Origin of the sequence: uncultured Microbacterium sp. (genome assembly GCF_947489255.1) — a bacterium.
GTDB classification, from domain to species: Bacteria; Actinomycetota; Actinomycetes; order Actinomycetales; family Microbacteriaceae; genus Microbacterium; species Microbacterium phycohabitans.
Window position 1 is genome coordinate 370,839 of the sequence record NZ_CANLCY010000005.1, and the last position, 25,248, is coordinate 396,086.

The 25,248-nt window shown below is 71.1% G+C and carries 25 protein-coding genes; 6 read left to right on the forward strand and 19 right to left on the reverse strand.

Features of this window, described 5'->3' with window-relative positions; translation table 11 throughout:
• Window positions 1–215 precede the first annotated feature (215 nt).
• Window positions 216–929, forward strand: a complete 714-nt coding sequence (locus Q0818_RS15045) for a TetR/AcrR family transcriptional regulator C-terminal domain-containing protein (RefSeq protein ID WP_298876635.1) — start codon at window positions 216–218, stop codon at window positions 927–929.
• A 21-nt stretch (window positions 930–950) separates the two neighbouring features.
• On the opposite strand, the gene Q0818_RS15050 is transcribed toward Q0818_RS15045, so the two are convergent.
• The 12 genes from Q0818_RS15050 to Q0818_RS15105 form a co-directional block, all read right to left on the reverse strand.
• A complete protein-coding gene (locus tag Q0818_RS15050) occupies window positions 951–1,340 on the reverse strand; it encodes an ester cyclase (RefSeq protein ID WP_298876639.1) in 390 nt (129 codons plus the stop codon).
• 96 nt (window positions 1,341–1,436) lie between these two features.
• Complete coding sequence (locus Q0818_RS15055) at window positions 1,437–3,020, reverse strand: GMC oxidoreductase (RefSeq protein WP_298876642.1); 1,584 nt, start codon at window positions 3,018–3,020, stop codon at window positions 1,437–1,439.
• Window positions 3,021–3,040: 20 nt separating this feature from the next.
• A complete protein-coding gene (locus tag Q0818_RS15060) occupies window positions 3,041–4,534 on the reverse strand; it encodes an MFS transporter (RefSeq protein WP_298876646.1) in 1,494 nt (497 codons plus the stop codon).
• Between the two features lie 129 nt (window positions 4,535–4,663).
• Window positions 4,664–5,416 (reverse strand): SDR family NAD(P)-dependent oxidoreductase, encoded by a 753-nt coding sequence (locus Q0818_RS15065; RefSeq protein WP_298876649.1) that lies wholly within the window; start codon window positions 5,414–5,416, stop codon window positions 4,664–4,666.
• Window positions 5,413–6,384, reverse strand: coding sequence for a fumarylacetoacetate hydrolase family protein (locus Q0818_RS15070; protein ID WP_298876651.1), 972 nt, complete (start codon window positions 6,382–6,384; stop codon window positions 5,413–5,415). Before Q0818_RS15070 ends, Q0818_RS15065 begins: the two co-directional genes overlap by 4 nt.
• The gene (locus tag Q0818_RS15075) at window positions 6,381–7,406 is read right to left on the reverse strand and encodes an amidohydrolase family protein (protein ID WP_136587981.1); all 1,026 of its coding nucleotides are present in this window, start codon (window positions 7,404–7,406) and stop codon (window positions 6,381–6,383) included. Before Q0818_RS15075 ends, Q0818_RS15070 begins: the two co-directional genes overlap by 4 nt.
• Entirely contained in the window at window positions 7,403–8,536 is a 1,134-nt protein-coding gene (locus Q0818_RS15080; protein WP_298876654.1) for an FAD-dependent monooxygenase, read from the reverse strand. The genes Q0818_RS15075 and Q0818_RS15080 overlap by 4 nt, the downstream gene beginning before the upstream one ends.
• A gap of 31 nt (window positions 8,537–8,567) precedes the next feature.
• Window positions 8,568–9,503: a cyclase family protein gene (locus Q0818_RS15085; protein ID WP_298877109.1), complete on the reverse strand. Its 936-nt coding sequence runs from the start codon at window positions 9,501–9,503 to the stop codon at window positions 8,568–8,570.
• A gap of 131 nt (window positions 9,504–9,634) precedes the next feature.
• A complete protein-coding gene (locus tag Q0818_RS15090) occupies window positions 9,635–10,594 on the reverse strand; it encodes a fumarylacetoacetate hydrolase family protein (protein ID WP_298876657.1) in 960 nt (319 codons plus the stop codon).
• Window positions 10,595–10,628: 34 nt separating this feature from the next.
• Complete coding sequence (locus Q0818_RS15095; RefSeq protein ID WP_136587978.1) at window positions 10,629–11,645, reverse strand: VOC family protein; 1,017 nt, start codon at window positions 11,643–11,645, stop codon at window positions 10,629–10,631.
• Window positions 11,646–11,880: 235 nt separating this feature from the next.
• The gene (locus tag Q0818_RS15100; protein WP_298876660.1) at window positions 11,881–12,603 is read right to left on the reverse strand and encodes a hypothetical protein; all 723 of its coding nucleotides are present in this window, start codon (window positions 12,601–12,603) and stop codon (window positions 11,881–11,883) included.
• Window positions 12,600–13,646, reverse strand: coding sequence for a Gfo/Idh/MocA family oxidoreductase (locus tag Q0818_RS15105; protein ID WP_298876665.1), 1,047 nt, complete (start codon window positions 13,644–13,646; stop codon window positions 12,600–12,602). Before Q0818_RS15105 ends, Q0818_RS15100 begins: the two co-directional genes overlap by 4 nt.
• Window positions 13,647–13,755: 109 nt before the next feature.
• Here Q0818_RS15105 and Q0818_RS15110 point away from each other — a divergent pair, with 109 nt between their 5' ends.
• The 5 genes from Q0818_RS15110 to Q0818_RS15130 all read left to right on the forward strand — a co-directional run bounded on the left by Q0818_RS15110 (window position 13,756) and on the right by Q0818_RS15130 (window position 18,538).
• Window positions 13,756–15,024, forward strand: coding sequence for an ROK family protein (locus Q0818_RS15110; RefSeq protein WP_298876668.1), 1,269 nt, complete (start codon window positions 13,756–13,758; stop codon window positions 15,022–15,024).
• Window positions 15,025–15,106: 82 nt separating this feature from the next.
• Window positions 15,107–15,520 carry a hypothetical protein gene (locus Q0818_RS15115; protein ID WP_298876671.1) on the forward strand — a complete coding sequence of 138 codons (414 nt, stop codon included), beginning with the start codon at window positions 15,107–15,109 and terminating at the stop codon, window positions 15,518–15,520.
• The gene (locus Q0818_RS15120) at window positions 15,517–16,506 is read left to right on the forward strand and encodes a restriction endonuclease subunit R (RefSeq protein ID WP_298876674.1); all 990 of its coding nucleotides are present in this window, start codon (window positions 15,517–15,519) and stop codon (window positions 16,504–16,506) included. Before Q0818_RS15115 ends, Q0818_RS15120 begins: the two co-directional genes overlap by 4 nt.
• Before the next feature lie 86 nt (window positions 16,507–16,592).
• The gene (locus Q0818_RS15125) at window positions 16,593–17,552 is read left to right on the forward strand and encodes a sugar phosphate isomerase/epimerase (RefSeq protein ID WP_298876677.1); all 960 of its coding nucleotides are present in this window, start codon (window positions 16,593–16,595) and stop codon (window positions 17,550–17,552) included.
• The gene (locus Q0818_RS15130; protein WP_298876680.1) at window positions 17,549–18,538 is read left to right on the forward strand and encodes a sugar phosphate isomerase/epimerase; all 990 of its coding nucleotides are present in this window, start codon (window positions 17,549–17,551) and stop codon (window positions 18,536–18,538) included. The genes Q0818_RS15125 and Q0818_RS15130 overlap by 4 nt, the downstream gene beginning before the upstream one ends.
• A 156-nt stretch (window positions 18,539–18,694) precedes the next feature.
• On the opposite strand, the gene Q0818_RS15135 is transcribed toward Q0818_RS15130, so the two are convergent.
• The 7 genes from Q0818_RS15135 to Q0818_RS15165 all read right to left on the reverse strand — a co-directional run bounded on the left by Q0818_RS15135 (window position 18,695) and on the right by Q0818_RS15165 (window position 25,198).
• Window positions 18,695–19,681, reverse strand: a complete 987-nt coding sequence (locus Q0818_RS15135) for a Gfo/Idh/MocA family oxidoreductase (RefSeq protein WP_298877113.1) — start codon at window positions 19,679–19,681, stop codon at window positions 18,695–18,697.
• Window positions 19,682–19,833: 152 nt separating this feature from the next.
• Window positions 19,834–20,697: a ThuA domain-containing protein gene (locus tag Q0818_RS15140; protein ID WP_298876683.1), complete on the reverse strand. Its 864-nt coding sequence runs from the start codon at window positions 20,695–20,697 to the stop codon at window positions 19,834–19,836.
• A 4-nt stretch (window positions 20,698–20,701) separates the two neighbouring features.
• Window positions 20,702–21,706, reverse strand: coding sequence for a sugar phosphate isomerase/epimerase (locus Q0818_RS15145; protein ID WP_298876687.1), 1,005 nt, complete (start codon window positions 21,704–21,706; stop codon window positions 20,702–20,704).
• Window positions 21,706–22,923: a Gfo/Idh/MocA family oxidoreductase gene (locus Q0818_RS15150; protein WP_298876690.1), complete on the reverse strand. Its 1,218-nt coding sequence runs from the start codon at window positions 22,921–22,923 to the stop codon at window positions 21,706–21,708. Before Q0818_RS15150 ends, Q0818_RS15145 begins: the two co-directional genes overlap by 1 nt.
• Entirely contained in the window at window positions 22,920–23,336 is a 417-nt protein-coding gene (locus Q0818_RS15155) for a DUF6379 domain-containing protein (RefSeq protein WP_298876693.1), read from the reverse strand. The genes Q0818_RS15150 and Q0818_RS15155 overlap by 4 nt, the downstream gene beginning before the upstream one ends.
• 12 nt (window positions 23,337–23,348) lie before the next feature.
• Window positions 23,349–24,131 (reverse strand): nuclear transport factor 2 family protein, encoded by a 783-nt coding sequence (locus tag Q0818_RS15160; protein ID WP_298876695.1) that lies wholly within the window; start codon window positions 24,129–24,131, stop codon window positions 23,349–23,351.
• Window positions 24,132–24,157: 26 nt separating this feature from the next.
• Entirely contained in the window at window positions 24,158–25,198 is a 1,041-nt protein-coding gene (locus tag Q0818_RS15165) for a TIM barrel protein (RefSeq protein ID WP_298876697.1), read from the reverse strand.
• Window positions 25,199–25,248 lie beyond the last annotated feature (50 nt).

Here is a 25,248-nt window from a genome sequence, read left to right on the forward strand (position 1 = left end):
TTGACAGAATGCGGATCGCTGCTCCCCGCGGCCGAGACCGTGCCCTCTCGCGACGACGGCGATCACCGCTCAGGGCCTGGCTGGACGGAGAAAACGCCGCCGATCGGGGGAAAATTCTTACACCGTAAGTCGACGGCATCCGTCGACCGCCGCCGCTCGCGAGGCCGTCGAGGCCGTCATGGGGTGTCAGACTGAAGCCCCCGGAGGTGGATGCGATGTCCCAGGAAACGCAGAATGCGCCGCGTTCGAGCGCGCGCAGACTGAGTCGCGACCTCATCGTCAGCACCGCCCTCGCGCAGATCGACAGCCGGGGCGCGTCGGGCTTGTCGATGCGCACCCTGGCGCAGGAGCTCGACGTCGAGGCGATGTCGCTCTACCGCTACGTCAACGGCAAGGAAGACCTGCTCGAGGCGATCGTCCGGCTGCTGATGCACGACCTGCTGGCCGCCCTCCAGGACGCGTCGACGCAGCAGTGGCAGAGCTTCCTGCAGATCACCGCCCACGAGGTGCGGCGCATCGCCGTGGAGCACCCGCGGGCCTTCCCGCTCGTCGCGACGCGGCACCCGGCCGCTCCGTGGCTGCGGCCGCCGCTGCGCAGCGTCGAGGTCGTGGAGATCTTCCTGTCGACGCTCCTCGAGCAGGGCTTCAGCGACGCTCAGGCCGCGAGCGCCTACCGCGCGTTCAGCAGCTTCCTGCTCGGACAGCTGCTGCTCGAGTCCGCAGTCCGCGGCGCACAGACCGGACCCGTGGAAGAGCCGCTCGATGAGGGCGACGCCGACATCCCCGCGGACGACGGCACCGCGTCGCTCGACGACGCCCCCACCGTGCGCCACCTGCGGGCGCTGCTCAGCGAGGATCACGCCGAGGAGGAGTTCGAGGTCTCGCTCGAATCGCTCCTCGACCGCCTCGACCGCGAGCTGTCGCAGTAAGCGAAACCCCGGGGGCCGCGCTCAGGCGATCGCGGAGCGGATCTGCGCGGCGTCGTCGGTGCCGGTGGCCTCGACGATGAGCCCGCGCTCCACCCGGTACATCGCGAACGACGCGATGCTCACGCGCGTGCGCGTCGGAGCGACGAAGGCGTACGGGCCGGTGTGACCGCCCCCGCCCCGCAGGTGCACGGCCAGGCGGTCGTCTTCGACGAGGAGCTGGATGCGCTTCCACTGCCAGTCGGGGAAGCCGTGCAGCAGGTTCGCGTAGTCGGCGATCCAGGCGTCGGCGCCCGCGGGCAGGTGCGCGCGACGCACCGACGGGTGCAGGAACTCACGGACCCGATCGACGTCGTGCCGGTTCAGCGCCTCGAGGAATTCGGCGAACCACTCCCGCATCTCCCACGGCTCCATCGGTCCATTATCGCCAGCGCGTGACACCCCCGTGCCGCGCGCGAGTCGCCGGGTCTCGTCGCTTCGGCGGGCTGTGCAGCGACGGATGCCGGCGAGTCACGCGCCTGGGGCGGGGGCACGAAGCGCGTCGGCCAGACGGCGGGCGCCGCGCACCGCGATGGCGACGCTCGTGAGCGTCGGGTTCATCGTGTTCGCCGTGGGGATGAGGGCGTTGCCGCCGACGACGAGGTTGTCGAAGCCCCACACGCGCGAGAACGGGTCGGCGACGGAGGTCGCGGGGTCGGTTCCCGCCCGCATCGTGCCCATGAAGTGCAGGCTCGAGCCGTTCGGCAGCAGCCGCGGCTCGGCGATGAACGTGCCGAGGGCCTGCCCGGCCCGGCGCAGACGCGCGGTGGCCTCGGCGATCTCGGCGTTCTCGCGCTCGGTGAGGGCGTACTCGATCGTGAAGTTCGGCATGCCGCGGTAGTCGAGCTCGTCGTCGCTGAAGGTCGCGCCGTCCTCGACACGGGGGAATTTGCGCGTCCCGAAGCCCATGTTGACGTACCCCCACCGGTTGCGGGCCGCGGGGTGGTCGACGGGGAGCGGGAACGGCGGGGTCTCGGCGTACATGATCTGCGCCGAGTACGGGTGGTCGGGCTCCGAGAACGGGATGCGGTTGACCGCGGCCACGGGGTCGGCGGGGTTCGTCGCCCGCCGGGCGAGCTCCGTCTCGAGCTCCGCGTCGGAGACCAGCGCGCTCATGCGCTCCGCGTCGAGGGCGACGGTGCTGATCACGACGTGGTGCTCGGTCAGGTAGCGGCCGAGGGGCGCGGGACGGATGCCCGAGGCCCAGAGCAGCTGCGGGGAGCGGAAGGCGTCGGCGGCCACCACCACGGCATCCGCCTCGACGAACGACTCCTCGCGCGTGCGGAGGTCTTCGACGACCACGCCACGGACGTGGGCGCCGTCGTGCTCGATGCGCCGCACGAGCGTGAGATCGCGCAGCTCGAAACGCGCCGCCGTGTCGGTGCCCGGCTCGATGAGCGGGCCGAGCACGGTGTCGGCTCCCGCCCAGCGCATCGTGCCGTCGGGCTGCGGGTCGCCCGCGACCGGCAGGGTGCTCACGCCGTACCCCTCGGGTAGTTCGGCGGCGAACTCGCGGTCGAGGAGGGTGCGGATGGCGGCGCCCACGGGTGAGTCCGAGAACGCCGCGCTCTGCTTGTGCAGCAGGTCTTCCGCGGTGGAGATGAGATCCTCCCACTCGTCGTCGGCGATGAAGTCGAGCTTCTCGCTGAAGGCCGGGCGCGGGATGGCGCAGGTCCAATGCGCGCCCTGCCCGCCGACGTTGGTCGCGGCGGCCGCGGCGGGGAACGCCGAAGCGTGCGCGGACCCCTCGCCGCCGAAATCGAGAAGGTGCGTCCCTTGACGCGCGGTGAACATCCCCTCCACGACCGCCCCCGCGAGGATGCCGAGCGCGTCCCGGTACTGCCCCGCCTGCGGGCCCTGCGACATCTCGCGGGCGCGCGCCTTCTCGTCGGGGTCGGTGAGGTTGCGCACGCTCTCGCCCGGGCGCGGAGTCACCTGGGGACCCGCCTCGAACATGATCACGCGCGCGTCGGGGAGCGCCTCCAGGAGCAGGCGGGCATAGGTCGATCCGATGGGCCCGCTGCCGACGACGGCGATGGTGGGGGTGGCGGTCATGATCTCTCCTTCGAGGTCGTTCAGGCGGGCTGACGGTCGGGAACGGGGGGCGAGGACGCCGGCATCTCGTCCGACAACCGCGCCGACGGCAGGAGCAGCGCGATCCCGACTCCGCACGCGTAGACGAGGGCGAGCCCGAGGAAGACGGGCGCGAAGACGTCGTGATAGACCTGCCCGATCCCCTCCTGCACCGTCTCGGGCAGCGAGCGGGCTGCCGCGGGCGTGAGGGTCGCGGCATCCAGCCCCGCGGGAAGACCCGCCGCCACCGCGAAGCCGACGACGCCGCCCACCACCGCGGTGCCGACGGCCGCGCCGATCTGCCGCACGAGGTTCGTCGTCGCGGTGACCGCACCGAGGTCGTCGCGCGACGCGGCACTCTGCACGACGGCGAAGATGAGGTTGGTGAAGGCCCCGGTCCCGATCCCGACCGCCGCCATCACGACCATCGGCACCCACAACGGCATCCCCGCGGGCAGGAGCGCCATCGCGGTGAGTCCGAGCGCGGCGAGCGCGGTGCCCGCCACCGGGTAGAGCCGGTAGCGCCCCGATCGGCTGACGAGCCATCCGGTGAGCAAGCTGCTCACGAGCATGCCGAGCACGGTCGCGATGGGCACGAGCCCCGAGACGGTCGCGGTCGTGCGGTACGCCATCTGCACGTAGGTCGGGACGTAGGCGACGACCGAGAACAGGCCCGCTCCGACGACGAGCGAGAGGCCGAGGCAGACGAGGATCGTGCGGTCGCGCAGGATCCTCGGCGGCAGGATGGGTGCCGCGGCGCGGCGCTCGATGGCGACCAGAGCGAGGATGCCGATGACGGCGACGACCGCGCACACGATCGCCGCGGGACGCAGGGCGTCGTCGCCGATCCACGTCACCGCGAGGATGAGGCCGACGAGCGAGACGGTGAACACGATCGAGCCCGGCACGTCGAAGCGCGGGTGCGCGCCACCCGGCAGCCGGGGGACGGCCGCGAGCACGAGCACGAGGGCGACGAGCCCGACCGGGAGGTTGATCCAGAACACCCACGGCCAACTCCAGTAGTCGGTGATGAGCCCGCCGACAACGGGACCCACCACGATGGCGATCGGGAACGCCGCCCCGATCACGGCCATGTAGCGCGGACGCTGGCGGGGGCTGGTGACCCGAGCCACGATCGTCTGCGACATCAGCTGCAGGCCGGCCGAGCCGAGGCCCTGAACGACGCGCGCGGCGATGAGCCAGCCGAGGTCGGGCGCGAACCCGCACGCGAGCGACGCCACGAGGAACAGCACGAGCGAGACGACGAAGACCAGGCGCGGCCCGACGACGTCGCCGAGCTTGCCGAGCACGGGCAGCATCACGGTCGCGGCGAGGGTGTAGCCGACCATGATCCAGCTCATGTGCTCGAGGGCGCCGAGGTCGCCGGCGATCGTGGCGAGGGAGGTCGAGACCACGGTGTGGTCGAGGGCGCCGAGGAACGACACCGAGAGGAGGGCGGCGACGAGGATGCGTACGCGCGCGGGAGAGAGAGTCATGCGTGGGGCGCCCGTAAGACCGGGCGATCGACGCGACCGTGTGTGCCGCTCCGGCTCCCTCACCGGGCGAACGGACCCGAGGGCCCCGACGTCCCCCTCATCATACCCCACTTATGTCGGAATTCAACATTAGTGGCGGGCTCGCGAGAGCAGCGTCGCCGCCCCCGAGAGCGCCTGGCCCCCGTCGACGCCGATCTCGGCGCCCGTGAGGAACGCCGCGGCATCCGAGAGCAGGAAGGCGACGATCCCCGCGACCTCGGCCGATTCCCCGACGCGGCCCAACGGGATGATCGCCGTGTTCGCCTCCGCGAACGCCGTCGGCGCCGACGCCGTCATCGGCGTGCGGATGAAGCCCGGGTGCACGAGATTCACCCGGATGCCGCGGGGCCCGAGTTCCGTCACGCACGCGTGCGTGAGGCCGCGCAGCGCCCACTTGCTCGCGGTGTACGCAGCCGTGTAATGCCCGGTGAGCGCGGCGACCGACCCGATGTTGACGATCGAGGATCCGGCATCCATCAGGGGCAGGAGGGCCTGGATGCCGAGCATCGCGCCCGTGACGTTGACGGCGAACACGCGATCCCAGTCGGCGCGGTCGAGCTCGCCGATGCGCGCCCGCTGGGTGATGCCGGCGTTGTTCACGAGACCGCGCACGCGCCGCCCCGCGAGCGACGCGGCGAGCGCCGCCCAGTCCGCCTCGCGGGAGACGTCGAGGCGACGGTAGGCGATCGCGGCCGTGTCGGAGAGCGCGGGGGCGTCGTCGGCGAGGTCGAGGGCGATCACCTCGGCGCCCGCCCGGGCGAGGGTGAGCGCCTCCTCGGCCCCCTGTCCGGCGGCGGCGCCGGTGACGACGAAGAGGTTCCCGGTGAGACCGGGGGTGCTCATCTGGTCCGAGCCCTCGACCGCTGCCGCGCCCGCTGCACGGGCGGTGCCGCCACCCGCTCACCCACGACGTTCACGATCTCGCCGACGCCCTCGATCACCATGCGCACCTCGTCGCCCGGCTCGAGCGGGCGCGGGTCGAGACCACCGCGACGGCCCCACAGTTCGCCGAGGCAGCCGCCGTTGCCGACCGTCCCCGACCCGAGCACATCGCCCGGGACGACGACGGAGTTGCGCGCCGCATAGGCCACGAGTTCGGCGAACGGCCAGCCCATGTTCGACACGAGGTCGTGGCCGATCAGCTCCCCGTTGACGAACAGCTCGGCCCGCACGGCGAGGAATCCCTCGTCGTCCAGGAACGGCTCGAGCTCGTCGGCCGTGACGATCCACGGGCCGAGGGTCATCGCGAAGTCCTTGCCCTTGGCCGGACCCAGCCGCACCTTCATCTCGCGCGACTGCAGGTCGCGGGCCGACCAGTCGTTCATCACGGTGTAGCCGAAGATGTGCTGCGCCGCGGTCGCGGCATCCACGTTCTCTCCGTCCGAGCCGGGCACGGCGCCGATGACCGCCGCGAGCTCGAGCTCGACGTCGAGGCGCTGCGTCTCGGGGATCGCGACGACCTCGCCCGTCGCCCGCACGGTGTGCGCGTTGGTGAAGTAGAACGTCGGCGCCTCGTACCACTCGGGCACGACCTCGCTCTTGCCGTCGACCGAGGCGCTCACGCCCTCGACGTGCTCCTCGAAGGCGACGAAGTCGCGGATCGACGCGGGCACGAGCGGAGCGAGCAGACGCACCTCGGCCAGGGGCCGCGCGAGCGCGGTGTCACGACGCGCGAACAGCGCCTGCGCCGCCGCGAAACCCTGCGCGAGCACCTCGGCCACCCGCAGCCCGTCGGGGAACGGCACGACCGCGTCACCGTCGACGAAGCCCTCACCGACGTCGGCGCCGTCGGCCCACCGCGCGATCCTCATGCGTGAACCCGCGTGCGCAGCAGCTCGTCGGCGTTGCGGCCCAGGATGCCGTCGACCTCCGCCGCGGCCAATCCCGCGCCCCGCACGAAGCCGACGGGATCGTCGAGCCCCATGTCGAACGGGAAGTCGCTGCCCAGCAGCACCCGGTCGGCCCCGGCCGCCTCGACGAGCCAGCGCAGCGCCCGCTCGTCGTGCACGACGGTGTCGAACCACAACTTCGACAGGTACGTCGAGGGGGCGTGCGCGCAGCCGTGCGCCTCGGGGCGCACCTTCCACGCGCGGTCGGAGCGGCCGATTGCGGTGGGGAGGTATCCCCCGCCGTGCGCGGCGACGAGACGGAGTCCCGGATGCCGATCCAGCACGCCCGCGAAGATGAGGTGCGACAGCGCCACGGCGTTCTCGGTGGGCTGGCCGACCGTGTTCGAGAGGTAGAACCGGTCGAGGCGCTCGTCGAGCGAGCAACCGAAGGGGTGGAGGAAGACGACCGCGCGGAGCTCGGCGGCGCGCGCCCAGAACGCCTCGAGGCGGTCGTCGCTGAGCTCGACGTCTCCCGCGAACGACGAGATCTCCACACCCGCGAGCCCCCGACCGAGCACGGCGTCGTCGAGCGCGTCGACGACGAGGTGCGGGTGCTGCAGCGGTACGGTGCCCAGGCCCACGAGCCGGTCGGGCGCCTGCGCGACGTGCTCGGCGATGAGGCGGTTGGCCTCCCCCGTCGTCCAGGTCGCCAGCCCCTCGTTCGCCCACGGGTAGAAGTGGTTCGGCGAGGGGCTCACCCACTGCCGCTCGACCCCCTGCGCGTCCATCGCGGCCAGGCGCGCGTCGACCGAGGTCAGGCGCGGGAAGCGCTCGCCGATCATGCGCCCCGAGGCCTGGATGCTCGACAGGCCGTTGCGGCGCAGCTCGAGGTCGGCCGCGGCCTGCACCTCGTCGGGCACGCGGCGTTCGACCTCGGCGTGCAGCCCCGGCATGAGCAGGTGCGCATGGACGTCGGTGACGCCCCGCCCCTCGACCGCGCTCATGCGCGGGCCGCCGTCAGCTGCGCGACACCGAACAACAGACCGCCCATGTCGGCGTCGCGGACGCCGTCGAGCTGCCACTGGCCGAGCTGCACCGAGGCCTCGACGATCGCCTTCGCCCGCGCCACGCGGCGCTCGTGGAAGGCGTCCCAGAGCGCCTGGTCGACGGCATCCCGCTGCACGAGGAGCTCGCTGAGCACGGCGGCGTCCTCCAGACCCTGGGCCGCGCCCTGGGCGATCGTCGGCGGGCAGCTGTGGGCGGCGTCGCCGATGATCACGACGCGCCCGCGGTTCCACGGCGCGTCGATGAGGTGGCGGGTGAACCACGTGTAGTTGGCGTCGGCCCCGGCCTCGATGTCGGCGCGGATGTGGTTCCACGGCCCGTCGTACGCGCGGGACTGCTCCACCATGATGCGCCGTGCCTCTTCGGGCGTGGCCTGCGAGCGGTCCTGCGCCGCCTCGACGAGGAAGGCGTACATCGTGTCGTCGCCGGTGGGCGTGTAGCCGGCGATGTACATCGGGCCGCCGTAGTAGAGCTCGCTGCGGTCGACGTCGGGCGGCAGCGACACGAAGGTGCGCCAGATGCCCATGCCCGTCTGCTCGGGGGAGACATGGATGCCGACCAGCTCGCGCACCGCGGAGTGCAGGCCGTCGGCGCCGACGAGCAGGTCGAACGTTCCCGCGGGTTCGCCGTCGACCTCCACGGCGACCGCGTCGTCGGTCTGGGTCACCCCGGTCACGCGCGTGCCGAAGTGCACGCGCGCACCGTGCCGCTCGGCCGCGGCCAGCAGGATGCGGGCCAGGTCGGGGCGCGACATCCCCATCGTCGAGGGGTAGTCGGGCCCGCCGGTCTTCAGGTCGGGCAGCGCCGCGACGACAGGGGCGCCGGGTCCGGGGGCGCGCAGATTCAGTCCCTCGAACGCCTTGCCGGCGGCGGCGACCTCGTCCCACACGCCCAGGTCGTCGAAGACGCGCAGGGCGTTGCCCTGCAGCGTGATGCCCGAGCCGCGTGTGGTCAGGGCGGGCTGCGCGTCGTAGAGGTCGACCTCGACCCCGGCCCTCGCGAGGAAGATGGCGGTGGCCAGGCCCGCGACGCCGGCTCCGGCGATCGCGACTTTCTGAACGGCGGTCATATCAGAACCTCTCTGTTCTGGGACGGGGGTGTTAGAGGAGGGCCAGCGGGTTCACCGGCGACCCGACGGCCCCGGTGATCGGCAGCGGGGGAGCTGCCAGCAGGAACTCCCAGCGTGACGCCTCGGCGCACGCCGACGCGAGCTCGTCGAGGTTCCACATCTCGCCGATCGTCAGTCCCAGGTTCGGGATGACGACCTGGTGCAGGGGCTGGAACGCCGGCACGTCGAACTCGTTCGGCCGCACCTCGAATCCCCACGTGTCGGTGGCGATCGCCGCGATCTCGGTGCGGTGCAGCCACCCGGCGGTCGTGAGCGAGAGGCCGGGCGCGGGGCCCCCGGCGTAGTCGCCCCAGCCCTCGCGACGGGTACGGGTGTAGTGGCCGGTGCGCACGAGCACGATGTCGCCGCGGCGCACCTCGACGCCCTCGGCGGCGGCGCACGCCTCGAGGTCGGCGACGGTGATCGCGTGGCCGTCGGCGAGCTCTCCCGTCTCGGGCGAGAGGTGCCGGCCCACGTCGAGAAGCACCCCGCGCGAGACGATGACGGATGCCGCGTGCTCGATGCCCGTGACCAGGTCGCCGTCGCTAGTGACGACGTCACCCGCCCGGCGGCCGTTCCACGCGAAGCCGTGGTCGAAGATGTGACCGAGGCCGTCCCACTGCGTCGAGCACTGCAGGGGCATCGCGATGACGTCGTCGGCACCGCCGATGCCGTGCGGGAAGCCCTGGTTGCCGCGCTCGGCGTCGGTGCCCGTGTCGGTCATCGTGTGCACGGGGTTGGTGCGGCGGCGCCAACCCTTCTGCGGGCCGTCGGTGTCGAACGGCTGCGAGAGCGAGATCGAGCGCCCCTCCCGCACGAGGGCCGCGGCCGCCCGGCGGATGTCGTCGTCGATGAAGTTGAGCGTGCCGAGCACGTCGTCGTCGCCCCACCGCCCCCAATTGCGGTAGGCCTCGGCGCGCAGCGCGATCTCGGCCTCGGGGTTCTGCCGGTCGAGGTCGGCCGGATTCTCCGACGGGAGCTGCGCCGGAGCGTCGAGCCCCTGAACCGCAGCGTCGGGACCCTGAACCGCAGCGTCGGGACCCTGAGCCTGTCGAAGGGTCACGACCCCGCCTCCCCCACGCACCGCACGACCTGCGTGCCGAGCGCGCCGATGGTCCCGGTCATGACGTCGCCGTCGCGCAGGAACCTCTTCCAGTGCTGCCCGTTGCCGGCGGGGCTGCCGGTCAGCAGCAGGTCGCCGGGCAGCAGGGGGTGGGTCTGCGACGCCGCCGAGACGAGGGCGGGAACGTCGAAGAGGAGGTCGGAGGTGTTGGCATCCTGCATCACCTGCCCGTTCAGCTCGAGACGCACCGCGGTGTCGGCGGGGTCGACGAAGCGCGCGGGGACGAGGAGGGGTCCGGTCGGCAGGAACCCGGGGGCGTTCTTGGCCCGGTACCAGTCGGTGCCGATCTCCTTCATGTCCTTGCGGAAGACGAGGTCGCGCGTCGTGATGTCGTTGACGATCGTGTATCCGGCGACGTGGTCGAGGGCGTCTTCGCGCGAGACCCGGAAGGCCTCCTTGCCGATCACGACGGCGAGCTCGAGCTCCCAGTCGTGCACCTCGCTGGAGGCGGGGAGCACGAGCGGCACGTCGTCGCCGACGACGCACGCGGGGAGCCCGATGAAGAAGTACGGCTCACCGCTGCGCGCGCGCTCGTCCATCATCTCGGCGGCGAAGGCGTGCGCCTCCCCAGGCGTGCGATCGGTGTTCTGCGTCAGTCCCGCCGCCACGAGCTGGATGACGTGCTCGCGGTAGTTGGCGCCGGTCTGCAGCACCTGGCGGGGCTCGACGGGCGCCGTGAGGGTGACATCCGAGAGCGGATGCCACTCCCCCGGCGCCTCGTCCCGAGCCGAGGCCAGGGCGTCGAGGCGATCCCAGTCGGGGTCGGCGAGGAAGGCGTTCAGACCCCCACCCAGTTCGTCGGCGGTGAGCGCGCGGATGCGGTCTCCGGCGACGAGACCGATGCGCACGGCATCCGCCTCACGGAAGCGCGCGAGCGCGAAGGGTGCAGTCGTCATGGTGGTGCTCACTTTCCCCGACCGGGATCTTCGCTCAGCCCCGGCCCTCGACGGCGTAGGGGTTCAGCAGGGCGTCCTTGATCTCGTCGGGCACGCCCTCTTCGGTGGCGCTGGGGCCGTCGGCGGGCGGGAACGACTCGGTCATCGACATCGGCATGCGGCCGTTGCGGTAGAAGTTGTTCGATCCCTGCGAGGGCTTCCAGGTGTTGGCCTCCCAGTCGGGCACGTAGTTGCGGTACCCGCCGGTGTTGAGCTCGATGCGCAGCGTCGAGGGCTCGCGGTAATAGAGGAACGTCTGCTCGCCGATGCCGTGGATGTTGGGGCCGTACTCGATCGGGACGCCGTTCTCCATGAGGGTGTCGGCGGCGATGAGGAGCTCTTCGCGGGTGTCGACCCAGAAGGCGTAGTGGTTGATGCGGCCGGCGCGGCTCGAGCCGTCGAGCACGACGCCGAGGTCGTGCGACTTCTCGTTCGTCGTGAGCACGGAGAACACCGAGATCGGCGCCTCGTCGAGCACGGTGCGCGCCATGAAGCGGAAGCCGAGCGTGTCGACGTACCACTGCACGAACGCGTCGACGTCCTGCGTGGCGACCGTGACGTGGTCGAGCTGGCGCGGGGCGCCCGCGACGGGGCTGCGCTTCTCGGGACGGTCGGGGAAGATCGACGCGGTGTGCGGCTCGGCGCGATGGCGCTCGACGTCCCAGTGCAGGGTCATGTTGTGGCCGAACGGGCCGGTGAAGCGGAACGCCCGGCCGATGCCGCGGCCCTCGAACCACTCGCCCTCGATGCCGGCGGCCTGCACGCGCTTCGCGGCTTCCTCCAGCGCCTCGGCCGACGAGGTGCGCCAGGCCATGGTCTCGAGCGAGGGCTCGTCGCCGTGCGCGACGACGACGGAGTAGGCGTAATAGTCGCCCCAGCAGCGGAGGTAGACGCGGCCGTCCTCGCGAGCGACCTCGGTCAGACCGACCTGGTTGACGTAGAAGTCCACCGACGCCTCGACATCCGGAGTCGTGATCGCGACGAACGACAGATGAGAGAGAAGCTTGATCATCTTCGATCCTTTCGGGTGAGACGGGTCGTTCCGGCTCTTCTTCCACTATCCGACCGAAGTACGTATCAGGGAAGCCGATCCCGTGGATGCCGCGCATCGGTGTGCCTGATACTTCGCCGCTGTGCCCGGCTCGGCGGGGGACCTCGTCCCCTTTCTGGCGGTGCATGTCCCAGAAGTGGTCACTTGGGCGGCATCCAACCCACCAAAAGTGGGACATTGCATCGCCGGGGCAGCGTCAGGAGAGAGCGGCGGCGGCGTCATCCGCGGCGAGATCGGACAGGTCGCTGAGTACCGTCCCCTCCCCGGCGTCCAGGATGCGGCGGAGGGCGAGACGCTCGGGCGACTCGCGGCGCGCGCGGGACGTACGGCGGCCCTCCTCGTCGTCGAACGCGACCTCGTGCAGCGGCGACGCGCTATCGACGCGCACCTCGACGCGCCGCGGCCCGAGCGCGGTCGCGGTGAGGGCCCCGCCCACGCCGCCCCCGATCGCGCGGGTGATGCTCGCCCCCACCCCGGCCTCGCTCCGCACGGCGAGGGTCGTCGCGCGTTCGGTGTCGGCTCTCGAGAGGGCGCGCACGGGGCCGCCGGCCAGCACGCGCGCCCAGCCGACCGCGTCACGCAGCACCGTCGCGGCATCCGTCCGTCCGCTCCACGCATCCACGACCACGTGCCGCGTCGTCTCGACGGCGCCGATCGCGTCGGCGACGACGTCGGGGCGCAGGCGCCGGCGCACGACCACGACCGGCATGCGAAGCGCGATAAGACCCTCGTGCACCTCCGTCGGCGCGGGTTCGGGCTCGTCGACGATGAACGCCGCCGCCCCCTCGAGCCGCTCCCACCAGGCGCCCCACCCCTCGACCACCCGGATCGCGTCAGCCCCGCCACCCGGCCGCACGCGCGGGGCGAGCTCGGCCACGGCCGCGCGATAGGCGGCGAGGCCGGTGCGCACGGCGCTCACCGCGTGCCTCCCGCCCGCACCGCCACGGCCGCCTGGTCGGCGATCGCCATCACGAACGCCGCGTCGGCGCGCAGCTCGTCGTACTCCATGGCCGCCTCCCCCCGCAGCAGCGCGGCGAGCGCGCGCCACTCCACCTCGTATCCGTCCCGCCGGTCCACCGGGTACGCCGTCTGCACGCCCTGCGCGTCGCGCACGGTGGTGCGCGCTCCCCCGACGTGCACGAACGGCGGGGGGAACTCCACGTCGACGCGGGCCCCCGCGGTGGCCACGCTCACCGTCCACAGCGAGTCGGCGCCCTCCGGCAGCATGACGGCCGTGAACCGTACGAGGGCCCCGTCGGCGCGGAGGGCGAGGTCGAAGCCGATCGGCGCCACGGGTCGCGCCCACACCAGCTCGGGCGTCGCGGGAACGAGATCGCGGACCAGGGGCAGGTCGTGCACGCCCAAGCCCGCGATGAGCCGACGCACGATCGCGGCGCTGCGCTCGGGATCGTCGAGGTCGAGCGGCGGGCGCGGCGCCGCAGGCCCGGCCGGCAGGGGCTCTCCCATCGTGAGGGCGTGATACCGGTCGTTCGGCGAGAGGCAGAGCGTCACCGTCACCGACGAGATACGCCCGTCGATGGCGTGCAGGTGGTGGGTCGCCTTGGCCCAGGCCGGATCGAAGAGGTGGTTCGTCCCGACGACGAGCAGCGCCCCCACCGCGGCGCACTCCTCGACCAGACGGTCGGCGTCGTCGGCGGTGTCGGCCAGGGGCTTCTCGACGAAGATCGCGCGGCGGCCCGCAGCCAGGGCGGCGCGCACGTGCTCCGCGTGCCGCGCGGGCGGACTGCAGATCGCCACGACGTCGACCTCGGGGTCGGCGAGGAGGGCGTCCACCCCCGTCGACGCGCGCGCCCCGAACCGATCGGCGATGACGGCCGCGCGGCCGCTCCCCGCGTCGCTGACGTGCACCAGCCGGAAGTCCTCGCTCACACGGGCGAGGGTCGGCGCGTGCAGCGCCGCGACGCCCGGACCCGAACCGATGATCCCCACGCCCCACGTCATGTCGGCCCCTTCGCCACTTCAGCCTGAAAAATACTGAAGTCGGAGACTAATGAACCATAGATGCGCGAAATCCGGCAGGGTCGGGCCCGTCCTGTGTGAGGATCAACGCATGGCGAACGTGTCTACCCTCCGCTTCGGCGCACAGACCGACGAGGTCACGAGCCTGCTGCGCATCGTCAACATGGTCCGCGTCGGCGACGCCGTCACGCGCCCCGAGATCGGCCGCATCACCGGACTCGGGCGCGGCGTCGTCGCCCAGCGCGTCGATCGCGCCGTCGAGATGGGCTTCCTCGAGGATGCCGAGTACGCCCCCTCCTCGGGAGGGCGGGCGCCGCGCACCCTGCGCTTCCGCGCCGAGCGCGGCCGCATCGTCGTGTGCGCCCTCGGGGGCCTGCACATCCATGTCGGCGTGACCGACCTCGACGGCGCGATCCTCGACGAGGCGCACCAGGCGTGGGACATCTCCCGCGGACCCGACGAGACCCTCCGCACGGCGACGTCGATGGTCGACGATCTGCTCGCGCGGGGCGACGGCATCCCGGTGTGGGCCCTGGTGGTCGGCCTGCCCGGCCCCGTCGACTTCGAGACCGGCCGGCCCGTCGCGCCGCCGATCATGCCCGGCTGGAACGATTACGACGTGCGCACGGTCTTCGAGCAGCGCTACGACGCCCCCGTCTGGGTCGACAACGACGTCAACCTCCTCGCCGCCGCTGAGCGTTCGCGCCGCCGCGACGAGGCCGTCGACCTCATCTACTGCAAGGTCGGGACCGGCATCGGCGCGGGCCTGGTCTCGCACGGGCGCCTGCACCGCGGCGCGAACGGTGCGGCGGGTGACATGGGCCACGTCCGCGTCCCGGGCGCCGAGCAGGTGTGCCGCTGCGGCAAGGTCGGGTGCCTCGAAGCCGTCGCTGGCGGGTGGGCCCTCGTGCGCGACGCGGGCGCCGCGATCGCGGACGGCGCCACGGGGCCGCTCGCCGAGGCCGTGGCATCCGGTGACACCCTGACGCTGGAGAAGATCACCCGTGCGGCGGGTCGCGGCGACGCCCTGGCCATCTCTCTCGTGCAGGCCTCGGCCCGTCAGGTCGGCGAGGCCGTGGCCGCCCTGGTGAACATGTTCAACCCCGGGGTGATCGTGGTGGGCGGGGCCGTCGCGTCGACGGGTGAACTCTTCCTCGCCGAGGTGCGGCAGCGCGTCTACGAGCTGTCGCTCCCGCTCGCGACGCGCGACCTCGCGATCAAGACGAGCGAGAACGACTCCCGCGAGCCGCTGCGCGGGGGCGTGGACCTCGCGAAGGAGCAGCTGTTCGAGCTGAGCCTGCCCCGGTGGTTCGCGGAGGGTCGCCCCACGGTGGCAGCCGTGCACGGAGCCCACGGCTAACTTCTGGCTTTTTTCGACGTTAGTCGTTAGATTATGTGCGGAAGCACGCCGTCGGCGTGCGTGACACGAGGACGTGCCCGCCATGACCCTTTCCGCCCTACGCGACGACGCCCTGCGGGTGCGCGCCGAGCGCACCGAGGTGCGGGTGTCGCTGCCGTGGATCCGCTCGCTGCCGCTGGCGAGCCTGCTCGACGTCGCCCTCCGCATCGACGGCGCGCCGTGCGACCCCGCGGTCGCGCTCGGCGCCCGCCGGATCTCCCCGGCCGAGCTGTCCGCCGAGGACGCGTGGTGGCACCTCCAGGATCGCGTGGTGCTGGAGATCCCGGATGCCGTGTCCCCCGGCATCCACGAGGTGACGGTGTCGTTCCGCCTCGAGATCCCCTACCTGCCCGGCGGACCCGCGGAACCGCTGCGCCTGCCGTTCTCGTTCACCCGTGACCTGGTCGCGGATGCCGCCGCCGCGAGCGTCTCGCTCGACGTGGGGAGCGCCGCATGACCCTCCCCGCCACCTGGACCCTCTCGGCCAGCGCCTTCAACCTCACCCCCGAGGTCATCCGCGCCGAGCGCACCGCCCCCGACCTCGCCCTCACGCTCGTCGAGCGCCGCATCGCGCGGGCGATCGAGATCGAGCTGGGGCAGATGTGGCGCGGCTTCCCCGCCCCCGACCTCACCGACGCCGAGGCCTTCCGCGATCGGCTCGCCGCGGCCGGGGGACGCGTGAGCATCGTCGGCGTCAGCATCGACGAGTTCGATCGCGCCCGACGGCGGACGGATGCCGAACGCCGGGCCTTCCTCGAACCGCAACTGCGCGCGGCCGCCGCCGTCGGCGCCGCGGGCGTGCGCCTGCCGATCGGCCAGGCCGGGGCCCTGCTCGACGATCTCGTCCCCCTGCTCGAGGAGCTCGACCTCGTGCTGTTCGAGGAGGCCCAGGGACACGAGACGCCCGCCCTCCGCCCCGACGCGTACGCGCGCATCGCGGCCCTCGACACCCCGCACGTGCGCCTGCTGCTCGACATCAGCATGCTCATGCCGGCGCTCCCGGTCACGTACCTGGAGCGGCTCGAGGGGGGCGGCATCCCGGCCGACCTCGTGCGCCGTCTGCGCGACGAGTGGCGCGACCCGGCGACCCACGGCGCGGTGCTCGATCTCCTGCACAGCGGAGGCGTCCCCGGACCCGTGCACACCCTGTACATGAACCTGCTCGTGCGCTTCGGGCGCGCGCAGCTCGCCGACCTGGCATCCGTCCTCCCCCTCCTCGGTGCGGTGCACCTGAAGTTCTGGGACCTCGACGACGCCGACCACCGACTTTCCGACCCCCTTCGCGATGTGGGCGCAGCCCTCGCCGCGACGGGCTTCACCGGCACGCTCTGCAGCGAGTGGGGCGGCCAGGAGTGGCTCGACGACGACCCGTGGGAGATGACCTCGCGTCATCTGTCGTTGGCCGCCGTCGCCCTCTCCGACCGCTCGAACCCTCCCGCGTGAGGTGCCAGGTCGTGTCGCTTCGCGCACGCTCGAAGCGACACGACCTGGTACCTCACGCGCTCGCACGTCGAAAGAAGGAGCACGTGATGACCGACCGGCCCATCAAATGGAGCTACATGGACCACTGGCGGGCCAACGGCCCCGCAGGGCCTCACGACCAGTGGCAGTCCAAGCTGGCGATGAAGCGCTTCCTGCAGCAGGTCGCCGCCGTCGGCTTCGACGCGATCGACACCTTCGACTTCCGCATCTGGCAGATCTTCGAGCAGTACGGCTCGGTCGCGAACTACCAGGAGTTCGTGCAGGAGCAGGGCCTCGAGCGCATCGTCAACACGTTCCACGGCGTCTACTACTCCCCCGACCGCTACGCGCCCGAGGTGCCCGCGACCCACGGCACGATCCTCGAGGACTTCCAGCGCACGCTCGACATGTGGTCGGGCATCCAGCTCGACAACATCATCGTCATGCCCGGGTCGCGCTACTTCGACGAGGCCGGCGTCCCCGACGACGGGCTCAAGCACGCCGCCGACATCTGGGGCAAGGTCGGCGAGCTCACGCAGCAGTACGGCGTCAACCTCACCTGCCACCACGAGTTCTACGCCGGCATCCGCACGCGCGACCAGATCGACCGCTTCTACTCCTACTCCGACCCGCGCTACGTGAAGTTCTTCGTCGACACCGCGCAGCACTGCATCGCCGACGTCGACCCGGTCGACGTGTACGCGGCCCACCACGAGCGCGTGACGGGCTTCCACTTCAAGGACACCCGCCACAAAGACGTCAACGACGACTACCGGATGTTCCCGGATGCCGAGGTCTCGGCGAAGACGACGGAGAAGTGGTTCTACGAGATGGGCACCGACGAGGGCCTCGTCGACTTCGAGGCGATGATGCGCTCGGTGCGCGACCACGGCTACACCGGCTGGATCAGCGTCGAGCACGACAAGGCCGACAAGCTCGGCGGCGACTACGCCGAGAGCACCGCGATCTCACGCTGGTACGCCAAGAACGTGCTGGACGGCATCTACTCCGAGGAGGTCGCGCGATGAGCGACGTGCGCTGGGCCTACGCCATCAACCAGTGGGACACCAACATCGACTCGTTCGTGCGCAAGCGCGAGCACGAGCGGGCGTTCAAGACGGCATCCATCAGCGGGTTCTCGGGCGTCGAGCTGACCGCCGAGAGCTTCGGCGCATGGGAGCCGCTCGGCACCCCGCAGCAGCTCGCCGACCTGTACGGCTCGGTCGAGAAGTTCGGGGAGTTCCTCTCCTCGTGCGCGATCGAGGCCGTGAGCAGCTACGTCTACGACCCGTCCGTCGGCTTCGAGGTCGAGATGGGCCGCGGGCCCGATCCCCTCGACCCCGCGTCGGTCGAGCAGATCGTGCGCACCGCGCGGTGGTTCGCCGATGCCCTGCGCCGCCTCGGCGGGAGCGTGCTGGTCGTGCGCGCGGCGCCGTCGGCGTGGCAGACCGGCGCGCTCTCCGACGAGCAGATCGGGGTGCTGGCGACGCTGTGGAACGCCGTCGGCTCCGCCATCGCCGAGGAAGGCATCGCCCTGGGCCTGCACGTCGACTTCCTCTCGGCGCTGCGCCTGGGTGATGGCATCCACCGTCTGCTGGCGGCGACGGATGCCGACACCGTGGGCCTCGCGATCGACACCGCCGAGCTCGCGATCGCGGGGATCGACCCCGTCGCGCTGTACCGGCGGTACCCGGACCGGGTCGTGCACGTGCAGCTGAAGGACGCGCGCGAGACGGTCGACGACGCGGAGGCGTCGACGCCGCACGCCGAGCAGTTCATCCGCACCGAGGGCGGGTCGCGCAAGATCCTGCGCTGGTTCTTCGAGCCGAGCGACGAGCGCGCGCTCGTCGATTTCGAGGCCTTCGTGGAGGCCCTCGCCGAGCACGGCTACCGCGGCTGGATCGTCGTCGAGTCCGACCAGAGCCCGCACCCCGCGGAGAGCACGATGGTCGCCGGCTGGTACGTGCAGAAGGTGCTGCGGCCGATCCTGGAGCGGGCCCGGGTCTCGGCCTGACGCACACGACGAGGGGCGGTGGCCGCGCGGCTGCCGCCCCTTCTCCGTCTGCGGGCGCACGCGACGACAGGCGATCGTTCGGTGACAGGACGAGCCGCGGGCGTGCCGTCCTGTTCTCGCACGGTTCCCTGTTCTGGGGAGACCGGATGCCGCGACTCAGCGCGGCTGAAGTCTCGCCGCGCGGTAGATCGCGTCGACCACCCGCATCGTCCCCGCGCCGCGGCGGGCGTCGAGGACGCTCGGCGAGCCGTCGGAGAGCACATCGCGCAGGTGCTCGAGCTGTCGCGCGAAGCTGTTCTCCCCCGGCTCCGCCGCGACGGAGCGGAGCACCTCGCCGTCGGACGACGTCACGGTGAGCGTCGCTCCCCACTGCGGAACGATCACACTGGTCGCCAGCAACGACGCATCGCCGCCGTCGACGCGCACCCACATCGCGCCCTGGTCGTCACCGAGGAACGAAGCCCGCAGGAGGGCCGGGAAACCACCGGGCAGACGCAACTCCGCGTCGGCCTGCAGGTCGATCCGGGGGTCGGCCTCATACGTCTGCGCCGTCGCCGACACGACCTCGGGCTCGCCGAAGGCCGCGCGCAGCAGGTCGACGGCGTAGCAGCCGACGTCCATCACCGCGCCGCCCGCGAGGTCGCCGTCGAGGCGGATGTTGCCGGGCTGCACGACGAAGTGGGGGATGCTGAAGTCGATCTCGACGAGCTTCACGTCGCCGAGCACGCCCGAGCCGATCGTGTCGAGGAGCTCGCGGATGAAGCCGTGCAGACGGAAGTGGAACCCGACGAAGGCGCGCCGGCCCGCGGCATCCGCGGCATCGGCGATCTGCTCGGCGGTCGTGCCGTTCGCTGACAGGGGCTTCTCGCACAGCACGTGCTTGCCCGCCGCGAGCGCCCGCTCCGCCCACTCGGCGTGCACGATTGGCGGCAGCGCCAGGTACACGAGGTCGACCCGCGGATTCGACAGCACCGCGTCGTAATCGCCCCACGCGGGCAGGTCGAGGCGTTCGGCGAACGCGCGCGCCCGCTCCGGGTCGCGCGCCCCGATCGCCACGACCTCGACGCCGTCGACCGTCCGAGCCGGTTCGACCATCGCGCGCTCCGCGATGGAGCCCGCCCCGAGGATGCCGATCCCGATCATGCTCACCTCTCCTTCACTCAGGCACGTGTCACCAGAACAGGGGATGCCACGAGAACAGGGCGATCCGCGCCACAGCGGCCTGTTGCGGTGACATCCCCTGTTCTCGTGAGACGTCGGTGCCCGGCCGCGCGATGCGGCGCAGGCAGCGCGCGTCACCCCTCGCCGTTGTAGTACGGCCAGGGGTTGATGCGGCGGTCGCCGCGGCGGTCGGGACCGGTCAGCGAGACCTCGCCGGTCGCCGCCCACTCCACCCCGCGGGGGAACATGCGGATGAACTCGATGCGGCGGAACGTGTCGATGTCGTGACCGATCGTGATGGTGAACGACCGGCCGTCGCCGTACTCGTTGATCCACGCCAGAGGCTGCTCGGTGTTGATGCCCGGCAGCTCGGCGATGCCGCCCTCAGGAATATCGACCGGGTAGTGCGACATGGGCCACACCGGCGCCTTCTCGTACGCCTCGAGGTCGTCGAACGTCGTGAGCAGCACCTGCGCGCCGTCGTACATCTGCACCCCGACGAGGATGTCGTCGCCGGTGACGGTCCAGGTGGGGTTGATGCCCTCGGTGATCGGATGCCGCGGCTCGGCCGTGTGCAGCTGCGCCTCGCCCCACGGGCGGGGGCGCAGGCCCGTCTCCCACGCGCTGAGCTTGGCTCCGCGCATGACGTTGTACTCCTCGGGGTAGCCCCAGCGGTCCTCTTGCGCCGCGGAGCCGTGGAACCAGACGATGCCCTTGCCCTCGTCGTGGACGAAGCGGAGGATCGCGGCATCCGTCTCGGCCCCGAATCCGGTCGCCATGTCGTGGTAGCCGTCGCGACCCTCGAAGATGACGATGAGCACGTCGTACCTGTCGATGACGCTCGCCGGGAGCCCGCGCGGATCCTCGACGACGCGGACCGTGAAGCGCCCGGTGTCCTCCAGCAGCGTCGTGATCCACTGGTTGTGCAGGCGGAAGCTGCGGTGGGCGTTGTCGTGCTCGATGGTCATGTGCCCCGAAAGGATCAGGACGTCGATCACCGGATCAGCCCTTGTTCGAGAACGCGGCGTCGAAGAGCTGGTGCGGCGGGGTGATCTCGCCGAGCTTGCGCACGAAGGCGAGGGCCTCGGGGCCGCCGACGAGGCGGTCCATGCCGGCGTCCTCCCACTCCACGCTCGTGGGCCCGTCGTAGCCGATCGCGTTCAGCGCGCGGAACAGCGGCTCCCACGGCACGTCGCCGTGTCCGGTGGAGACGAAGGTCCACCCGCGGCGGGGGTTGTCCCACGACAGGTGCGAGCCGAGCACGCCGTTGCGGCCGTCGAGGTTCGTCGTCGATTCCTTGCAGTGCACGTGGAGGATGTGTTCGGCGAAGTCGAGCACGAACGCCACCGAGTCCAGCTGCTGCCAGACGAAGTGCGAGGGGTCGAAGTTGAACCCGAAGCTCTTGCGATGCCCGATGGCCTCGAGCGTCTTCTTCGCCGTCCAGTAGTCGTACGCGATCTCGGAGGGATGCACCTCGAGGGCGAAGCGCACGCCGACCTCCTCGAACACGTCGAGGATCGGATGCCACCGGGCGGCGAAGTCCGCGTACCCTCGCTCGATCATGGCGTCGGAGGCCGGCGGGAACATCGCGACGTACTTCCAGATGCTCGACCCGGTGAACCCGGTGACGGTCTTCACCCCGAGCTTCGCGGCGAAGCGCGCCGTGTTCTTGAGGTCTTCGGCCGCGCGCTGCCGCACGCCCTCGGCATCCCCGTCTCCCCACACCCGGGGCGGCACGATGTCGTGGTGGCGCTCGTCGATCGGGTCGTCGCACACGGCCTGGCCGACGAGGTGGTTGGAGATGGTCCAGACCTTCAGACCGTTGCGCTCGAGGATATCCAGGCGCGACTGCACGTAGTCGGCGTCGTCCCAGCGCGAGACGTCGATGTGGTCGCCCCAGCAGGCGATCTCGAGGCCGTCGTAGCCCCACTCCCCGGCGAGGCGCGCGACCTCTTCGAAGGGCAGGTCGGCCCACTGGCCGGTGAACAGGGTGATCGGGCGCGCCATCATGCTCCTTCGCTCAGGGCGACCGGGACCCCGGCGGCGACGCCGGTCCAGGCCGAATCATTCTCACTGCTGCGCTCGACCGCGTCGAGCACGCGCTGCACGCTCAGCCCCTCGTCGAACGAGGGGTGCGGGTCGGTGCCGGCGTCGATCGCGGTGACGAGATCGACGACCTGGTGGCTGAAGCCGTGCTCGTAGCCGAGCATGTGGCCGGCGGGCCACCACGCCGAGACGTAGGGATGCTGCGGCTCGGTCACCAGCACCTGCGTGAAGCCCTGACGCCCCTCGGGCGCGGTGCGATCGTAGAAGCGCACGCTGTTGAGGTCTTCGAGGTCGAAGGCCAGGGCCCCGCGGTCGCCCGACACCTCGATGGTGAGGGCGTTCTTGCGTCCCGTGGCGAAGCGCGTCGCCTCGAACGACGCCAGCGCACCATTGGCGAGACGCCCGGTGAAGATCGCCGCGTCGTCGACCGTGACGTCGCCGACACCCTCTCCCGCCGACCCCGACAGACCCGAGCCGGCGGCCTGCAGCGGACGCTGCTTCACGATCGTCTCGAGCGTCCCGGTGACCCTCTCGACGGCGAGACCGGTCACGAACTGGGTCATGTCGATGATGTGCGCGCCGATGTCACCGAGCGCCCCCGACCCCGCGTGCTCCTTCTGCAGACGCCAGGCAAGCGGCATCCCGGGATCGACGAGCCAGTCCTGCCGATACGCCGCGCGCACCTGCTGCACCGTGCCGACCGCGCCCTCGGCGATCATGTCGCGCAGGAGCGTGACGGCCGGGACGCGGCGGTACGTGAATCCCACCATCGACCGGATGCCGCGGGCCCGAGCCCGCTCGGCCGCCTCGGCCATCGCCTCGGCCTCGGCCACCGTGTTGGCCAACGGCTTCTCGCACAGCACGTGCTTGCCGGCCTCGAGGGCGGCGATCGCGATCTCGGCGTGCGAGTCGCCGGGGGTGACGATGTCGACGATATCGATGTCGGAGCGTTCGATCACCTCGCGCCAGTCGGTGGCCGACTCGGCCCACCCCCACTTCTCGGCGGCGGATGCCACGGCATCCGCGTTCCGGCCCACCACGACGGTCATCTCGACCGCGCGCGGCAGGTCGAACATGCGCGGCGCCTGGCGCCACCCCACCGAATGCGCGGCCCCCATGAAGCCGTAGCCGATCATCGCCACGCGCAGCGCGGGACCCTGAGCCCGTCGAAGGGTCATGACAGCACCAGCTCGCGCTCGACCGGAACCCGGTTGGTGACGTACCGCCCGGGACCGCCGTCGATCCCCGGCATGATCTGCATGTAGAGCAGACGCATGGTGAGCACGACCTCGACGGTCACCGTCTCGCCGGGGGCGGGCGGGGTGTCGAGGCGGATCAGCACGTCGGGGCGATCGGCGACGAACCACAGCGTCTCGGACTGCTCGGGCAGCTCCTCGACGCGGTACTCGCGGCCCTCGAGCGAGAACCGCAGGTCGTCCTTCGGCACGGCGACGCCGTTCACCGTCGCGGCGACGTCATCGACGGCCGACAGCCAGAGGCTGCGGTACCAGGGCAGCTGCACCGAGACGGCGAGGCCGTCGTCGGTGCGACGGACGTCCTTCTCGGCGAAGAGCGAGTTGTGGGTGGCCATGGGGGCTGTCTCTCAGGCGTAGTTGTCGAAGAAGGTCTGGTGCGCGACCGGCGGCGCGGGCTCGAGCTTCTGCGTGGTCTCGGGGCTGTACGGGTGGTTCGTGGAGGGGACCGGCTCGTCGGCCTTCGGCATGAAGACGGGCTTGCCGTCGTCGCCGAAGTACATGAGGTCGAGGTCGAACGCGCCCTGGTTCTTCAGGCCGAACGCGACCCAGTTCTCCTCGAAGGGAGCGCGGGCGAGCTCGTAGCAGCGGAACTTCCAGAACTTCCACTCGCCGTCCTGCTTGAGGAAGTCGATCGCGTACTTGCACCACACCCAGTGGGCCCAGACCTTCTTGCCCAGCACCTCCTCGGGCGAGTACATGTCGGGGAACTCCTCGGCGACCTTCGGGTCGGTCAGACCCGACTCGGTGCCCGCCATCATCCACACGCCCGTGGCGGTCTTGCCGTCGCCGGCGACCTCGATCACGGGGGTGTTGGTGGCGTGCAGGATGAGCTTGCCCTCCGGGTGGGGGCGCCCGCGGTGGTAGTCGGTGACGCTCTGCCAGGTCGTGTACTGACCGGCGTTGGTGTAGCGCGCGCGGATCCCCTCGGTGCCCTCCTTCACCCACAGGGGGATGATCTGCTCGTCCTCGAACGCGTTGTGCAGGTACATGTAGCGGTTGAAGAGGTTCTCGACCTGCCCGCGGTCCTCGGCGCGCTGCGCGAGGGCGTGGGCGGCCTCGACCTGCTCGCGCAGGCGGGTGACCTCGGCGATGAGGTCGGAGACGGATGCCTCGGTGGTGGTGTTCGACATGGTCATTCCTTCGATGTGGTGGTGGATCACGCGGGCTGGGGCGCCGCGAGGGTTTCTTCGATGGCGGTGCGCATGAGCGCGTGCTGCTTCTTGACGAGGTCGATCGGGTCGCTCTCGCCGAGGTCGCTGAAGGCGTGGCCCTCCCACTCGCTGGAGAGGTAGCCCTCGTATCCGCCGATGACGAACTGCTTCACGATGCGGGGGATGTCCATGGCGGGCTCCTGCCCGTCCGCACCGATGTCGTAGAACTTCGCGTGCACGTGGAAGATCTGCGGCATGATGTCGAGCCACTCCTCCGGCGGCACGAGACCGTGCATATTGAAGGCCAGGCGCGTGAAGGGCCCGAAACGCAGGGGATCGACGCCCTCGCCCGCGAGGTAGTCCTCGAACTTCTGATTGCGCACGTGCATTGGCGTGGGCTCGTGCCAGATCTCGTCCATGACCGGGAAGTGCTTCTCATCCATCCCCATCTGGCCGAGCGTGCGCAGCAGCGTCGGCGAGAGGGAGTGCATGGTCGACGAGAAATCAGCCGTGAAGCCGAGACGGTCGCTGTCGAGTTCGTCGTAGACCTCCCGGATCTCGAGCACCTTCGCATCGTTCGGTCCCGAGGGCGCGTGGATCTCGTACGCGAGTCGCTGGTCGTACTTCTCGGCGAGGGGCAGCAGGCGACGCAGCAGCTCTTTGCCGGCCGAGCGGATGACGACGGTCGTGAAGCCGAGGGTGTGCGCCGACTTCAGCTGACGGGCGAAGAAGTCGTGCTCCTCGTCGGGGGTCATGTCGCGGTCGTTGCGACGCCCCATGTCGAGGTTGGTGCCGACGGCGCTCGCCTCGAGGCCGTACCTCTCGAGCGAGTCGAACCAGAGCTTCGTGAACTCCGCGTCGACGTCGGGGTACGAGCGCAGGAGCTGCGCGAAGTTGAACTCGACCCCGGGGCCGATGCCCTGGTCGTGCACCTCTTTGATGAGCGTCTCGGGGGTGTAGAGGCCCGCGGCGAATTCGCTCGTCATCGAGTAGAGCGTCGTGCCGAGCTTGATGCCCGTTCCAGCGATGCCGGTGGTGTCCGTCATTTCGGTCCTTGGGTCGTGTGCGGGAGGTGGTTCCGGTGGCTTCGACGAGC

What these genes read in the sequence shown, in the direction of transcription:
- Q0818_RS15110 (WP_298876668.1), top strand. Translation starts at nt 13,756, where the DNA reads ATGGCGAACGTGTCTACCCTCCGCTTCGGCGCACAGACCGACGAGGTC.
- Q0818_RS15155 (WP_298876693.1), bottom strand. Translation starts at nt 23,336, where the DNA reads ATGGCCACCCACAACTCGCTCTTCGCCGAGAAGGACGTCCGTCGCACC.
- Q0818_RS15145 (WP_298876687.1), bottom strand. Translation starts at nt 21,706, where the DNA reads ATGGCGCGCCCGATCACCCTGTTCACCGGCCAGTGGGCCGACCTGCCC.
- Q0818_RS15105 (WP_298876665.1), bottom strand. Translation starts at nt 13,646, where the DNA reads ATGACGTGGGGCGTGGGGATCATCGGTTCGGGTCCGGGCGTCGCGGCG.
- Q0818_RS15150 (WP_298876690.1), bottom strand. Translation starts at nt 22,923, where the DNA reads ATGACCCTTCGACGGGCTCAGGGTCCCGCGCTGCGCGTGGCGATGATC.
- Q0818_RS15160 (WP_298876695.1), bottom strand. Translation starts at nt 24,131, where the DNA reads ATGTCGAACACCACCACCGAGGCATCCGTCTCCGACCTCATCGCCGAG.
- Q0818_RS15120 (WP_298876674.1), top strand. Translation starts at nt 15,517, where the DNA reads ATGACCCTCCCCGCCACCTGGACCCTCTCGGCCAGCGCCTTCAACCTC.
- Q0818_RS15090 (WP_298876657.1), bottom strand. Translation starts at nt 10,594, where the DNA reads ATGACGACTGCACCCTTCGCGCTCGCGCGCTTCCGTGAGGCGGATGCC.
- Q0818_RS15165 (WP_298876697.1), bottom strand. Translation starts at nt 25,198, where the DNA reads ATGACGGACACCACCGGCATCGCTGGAACGGGCATCAAGCTCGGCACG.
- Q0818_RS15130 (WP_298876680.1), top strand. Translation starts at nt 17,549, where the DNA reads ATGAGCGACGTGCGCTGGGCCTACGCCATCAACCAGTGGGACACCAAC.
- Q0818_RS15115 (WP_298876671.1), top strand. Translation starts at nt 15,107, where the DNA reads ATGACCCTTTCCGCCCTACGCGACGACGCCCTGCGGGTGCGCGCCGAG.
- Q0818_RS15135 (WP_298877113.1), bottom strand. Translation starts at nt 19,681, where the DNA reads ATGATCGGGATCGGCATCCTCGGGGCGGGCTCCATCGCGGAGCGCGCG.
- Q0818_RS15060 (WP_298876646.1), bottom strand. Translation starts at nt 4,534, where the DNA reads ATGACTCTCTCTCCCGCGCGCGTACGCATCCTCGTCGCCGCCCTCCTC.
- Q0818_RS15065 (WP_298876649.1), bottom strand. Translation starts at nt 5,416, where the DNA reads ATGAGCACCCCCGGTCTCACCGGGAACCTCTTCGTCGTCACCGGCGCC.
- Q0818_RS15050 (WP_298876639.1), bottom strand. Translation starts at nt 1,340, where the DNA reads ATGGAGCCGTGGGAGATGCGGGAGTGGTTCGCCGAATTCCTCGAGGCG.
- Q0818_RS15070 (WP_298876651.1), bottom strand. Translation starts at nt 6,384, where the DNA reads ATGAGGATCGCGCGGTGGGCCGACGGCGCCGACGTCGGTGAGGGCTTC.
- Q0818_RS15125 (WP_298876677.1), top strand. Translation starts at nt 16,593, where the DNA reads ATGACCGACCGGCCCATCAAATGGAGCTACATGGACCACTGGCGGGCC.
- Q0818_RS15045 (WP_298876635.1), top strand. Translation starts at nt 216, where the DNA reads ATGTCCCAGGAAACGCAGAATGCGCCGCGTTCGAGCGCGCGCAGACTG.
- Q0818_RS15095 (WP_136587978.1), bottom strand. Translation starts at nt 11,645, where the DNA reads ATGATCAAGCTTCTCTCTCATCTGTCGTTCGTCGCGATCACGACTCCG.
- Q0818_RS15080 (WP_298876654.1), bottom strand. Translation starts at nt 8,536, where the DNA reads ATGACCGCCGTTCAGAAAGTCGCGATCGCCGGAGCCGGCGTCGCGGGC.
- Q0818_RS15075 (WP_136587981.1), bottom strand. Translation starts at nt 7,406, where the DNA reads ATGAGCGCGGTCGAGGGGCGGGGCGTCACCGACGTCCATGCGCACCTG.
- Q0818_RS15055 (WP_298876642.1), bottom strand. Translation starts at nt 3,020, where the DNA reads ATGACCGCCACCCCCACCATCGCCGTCGTCGGCAGCGGGCCCATCGGA.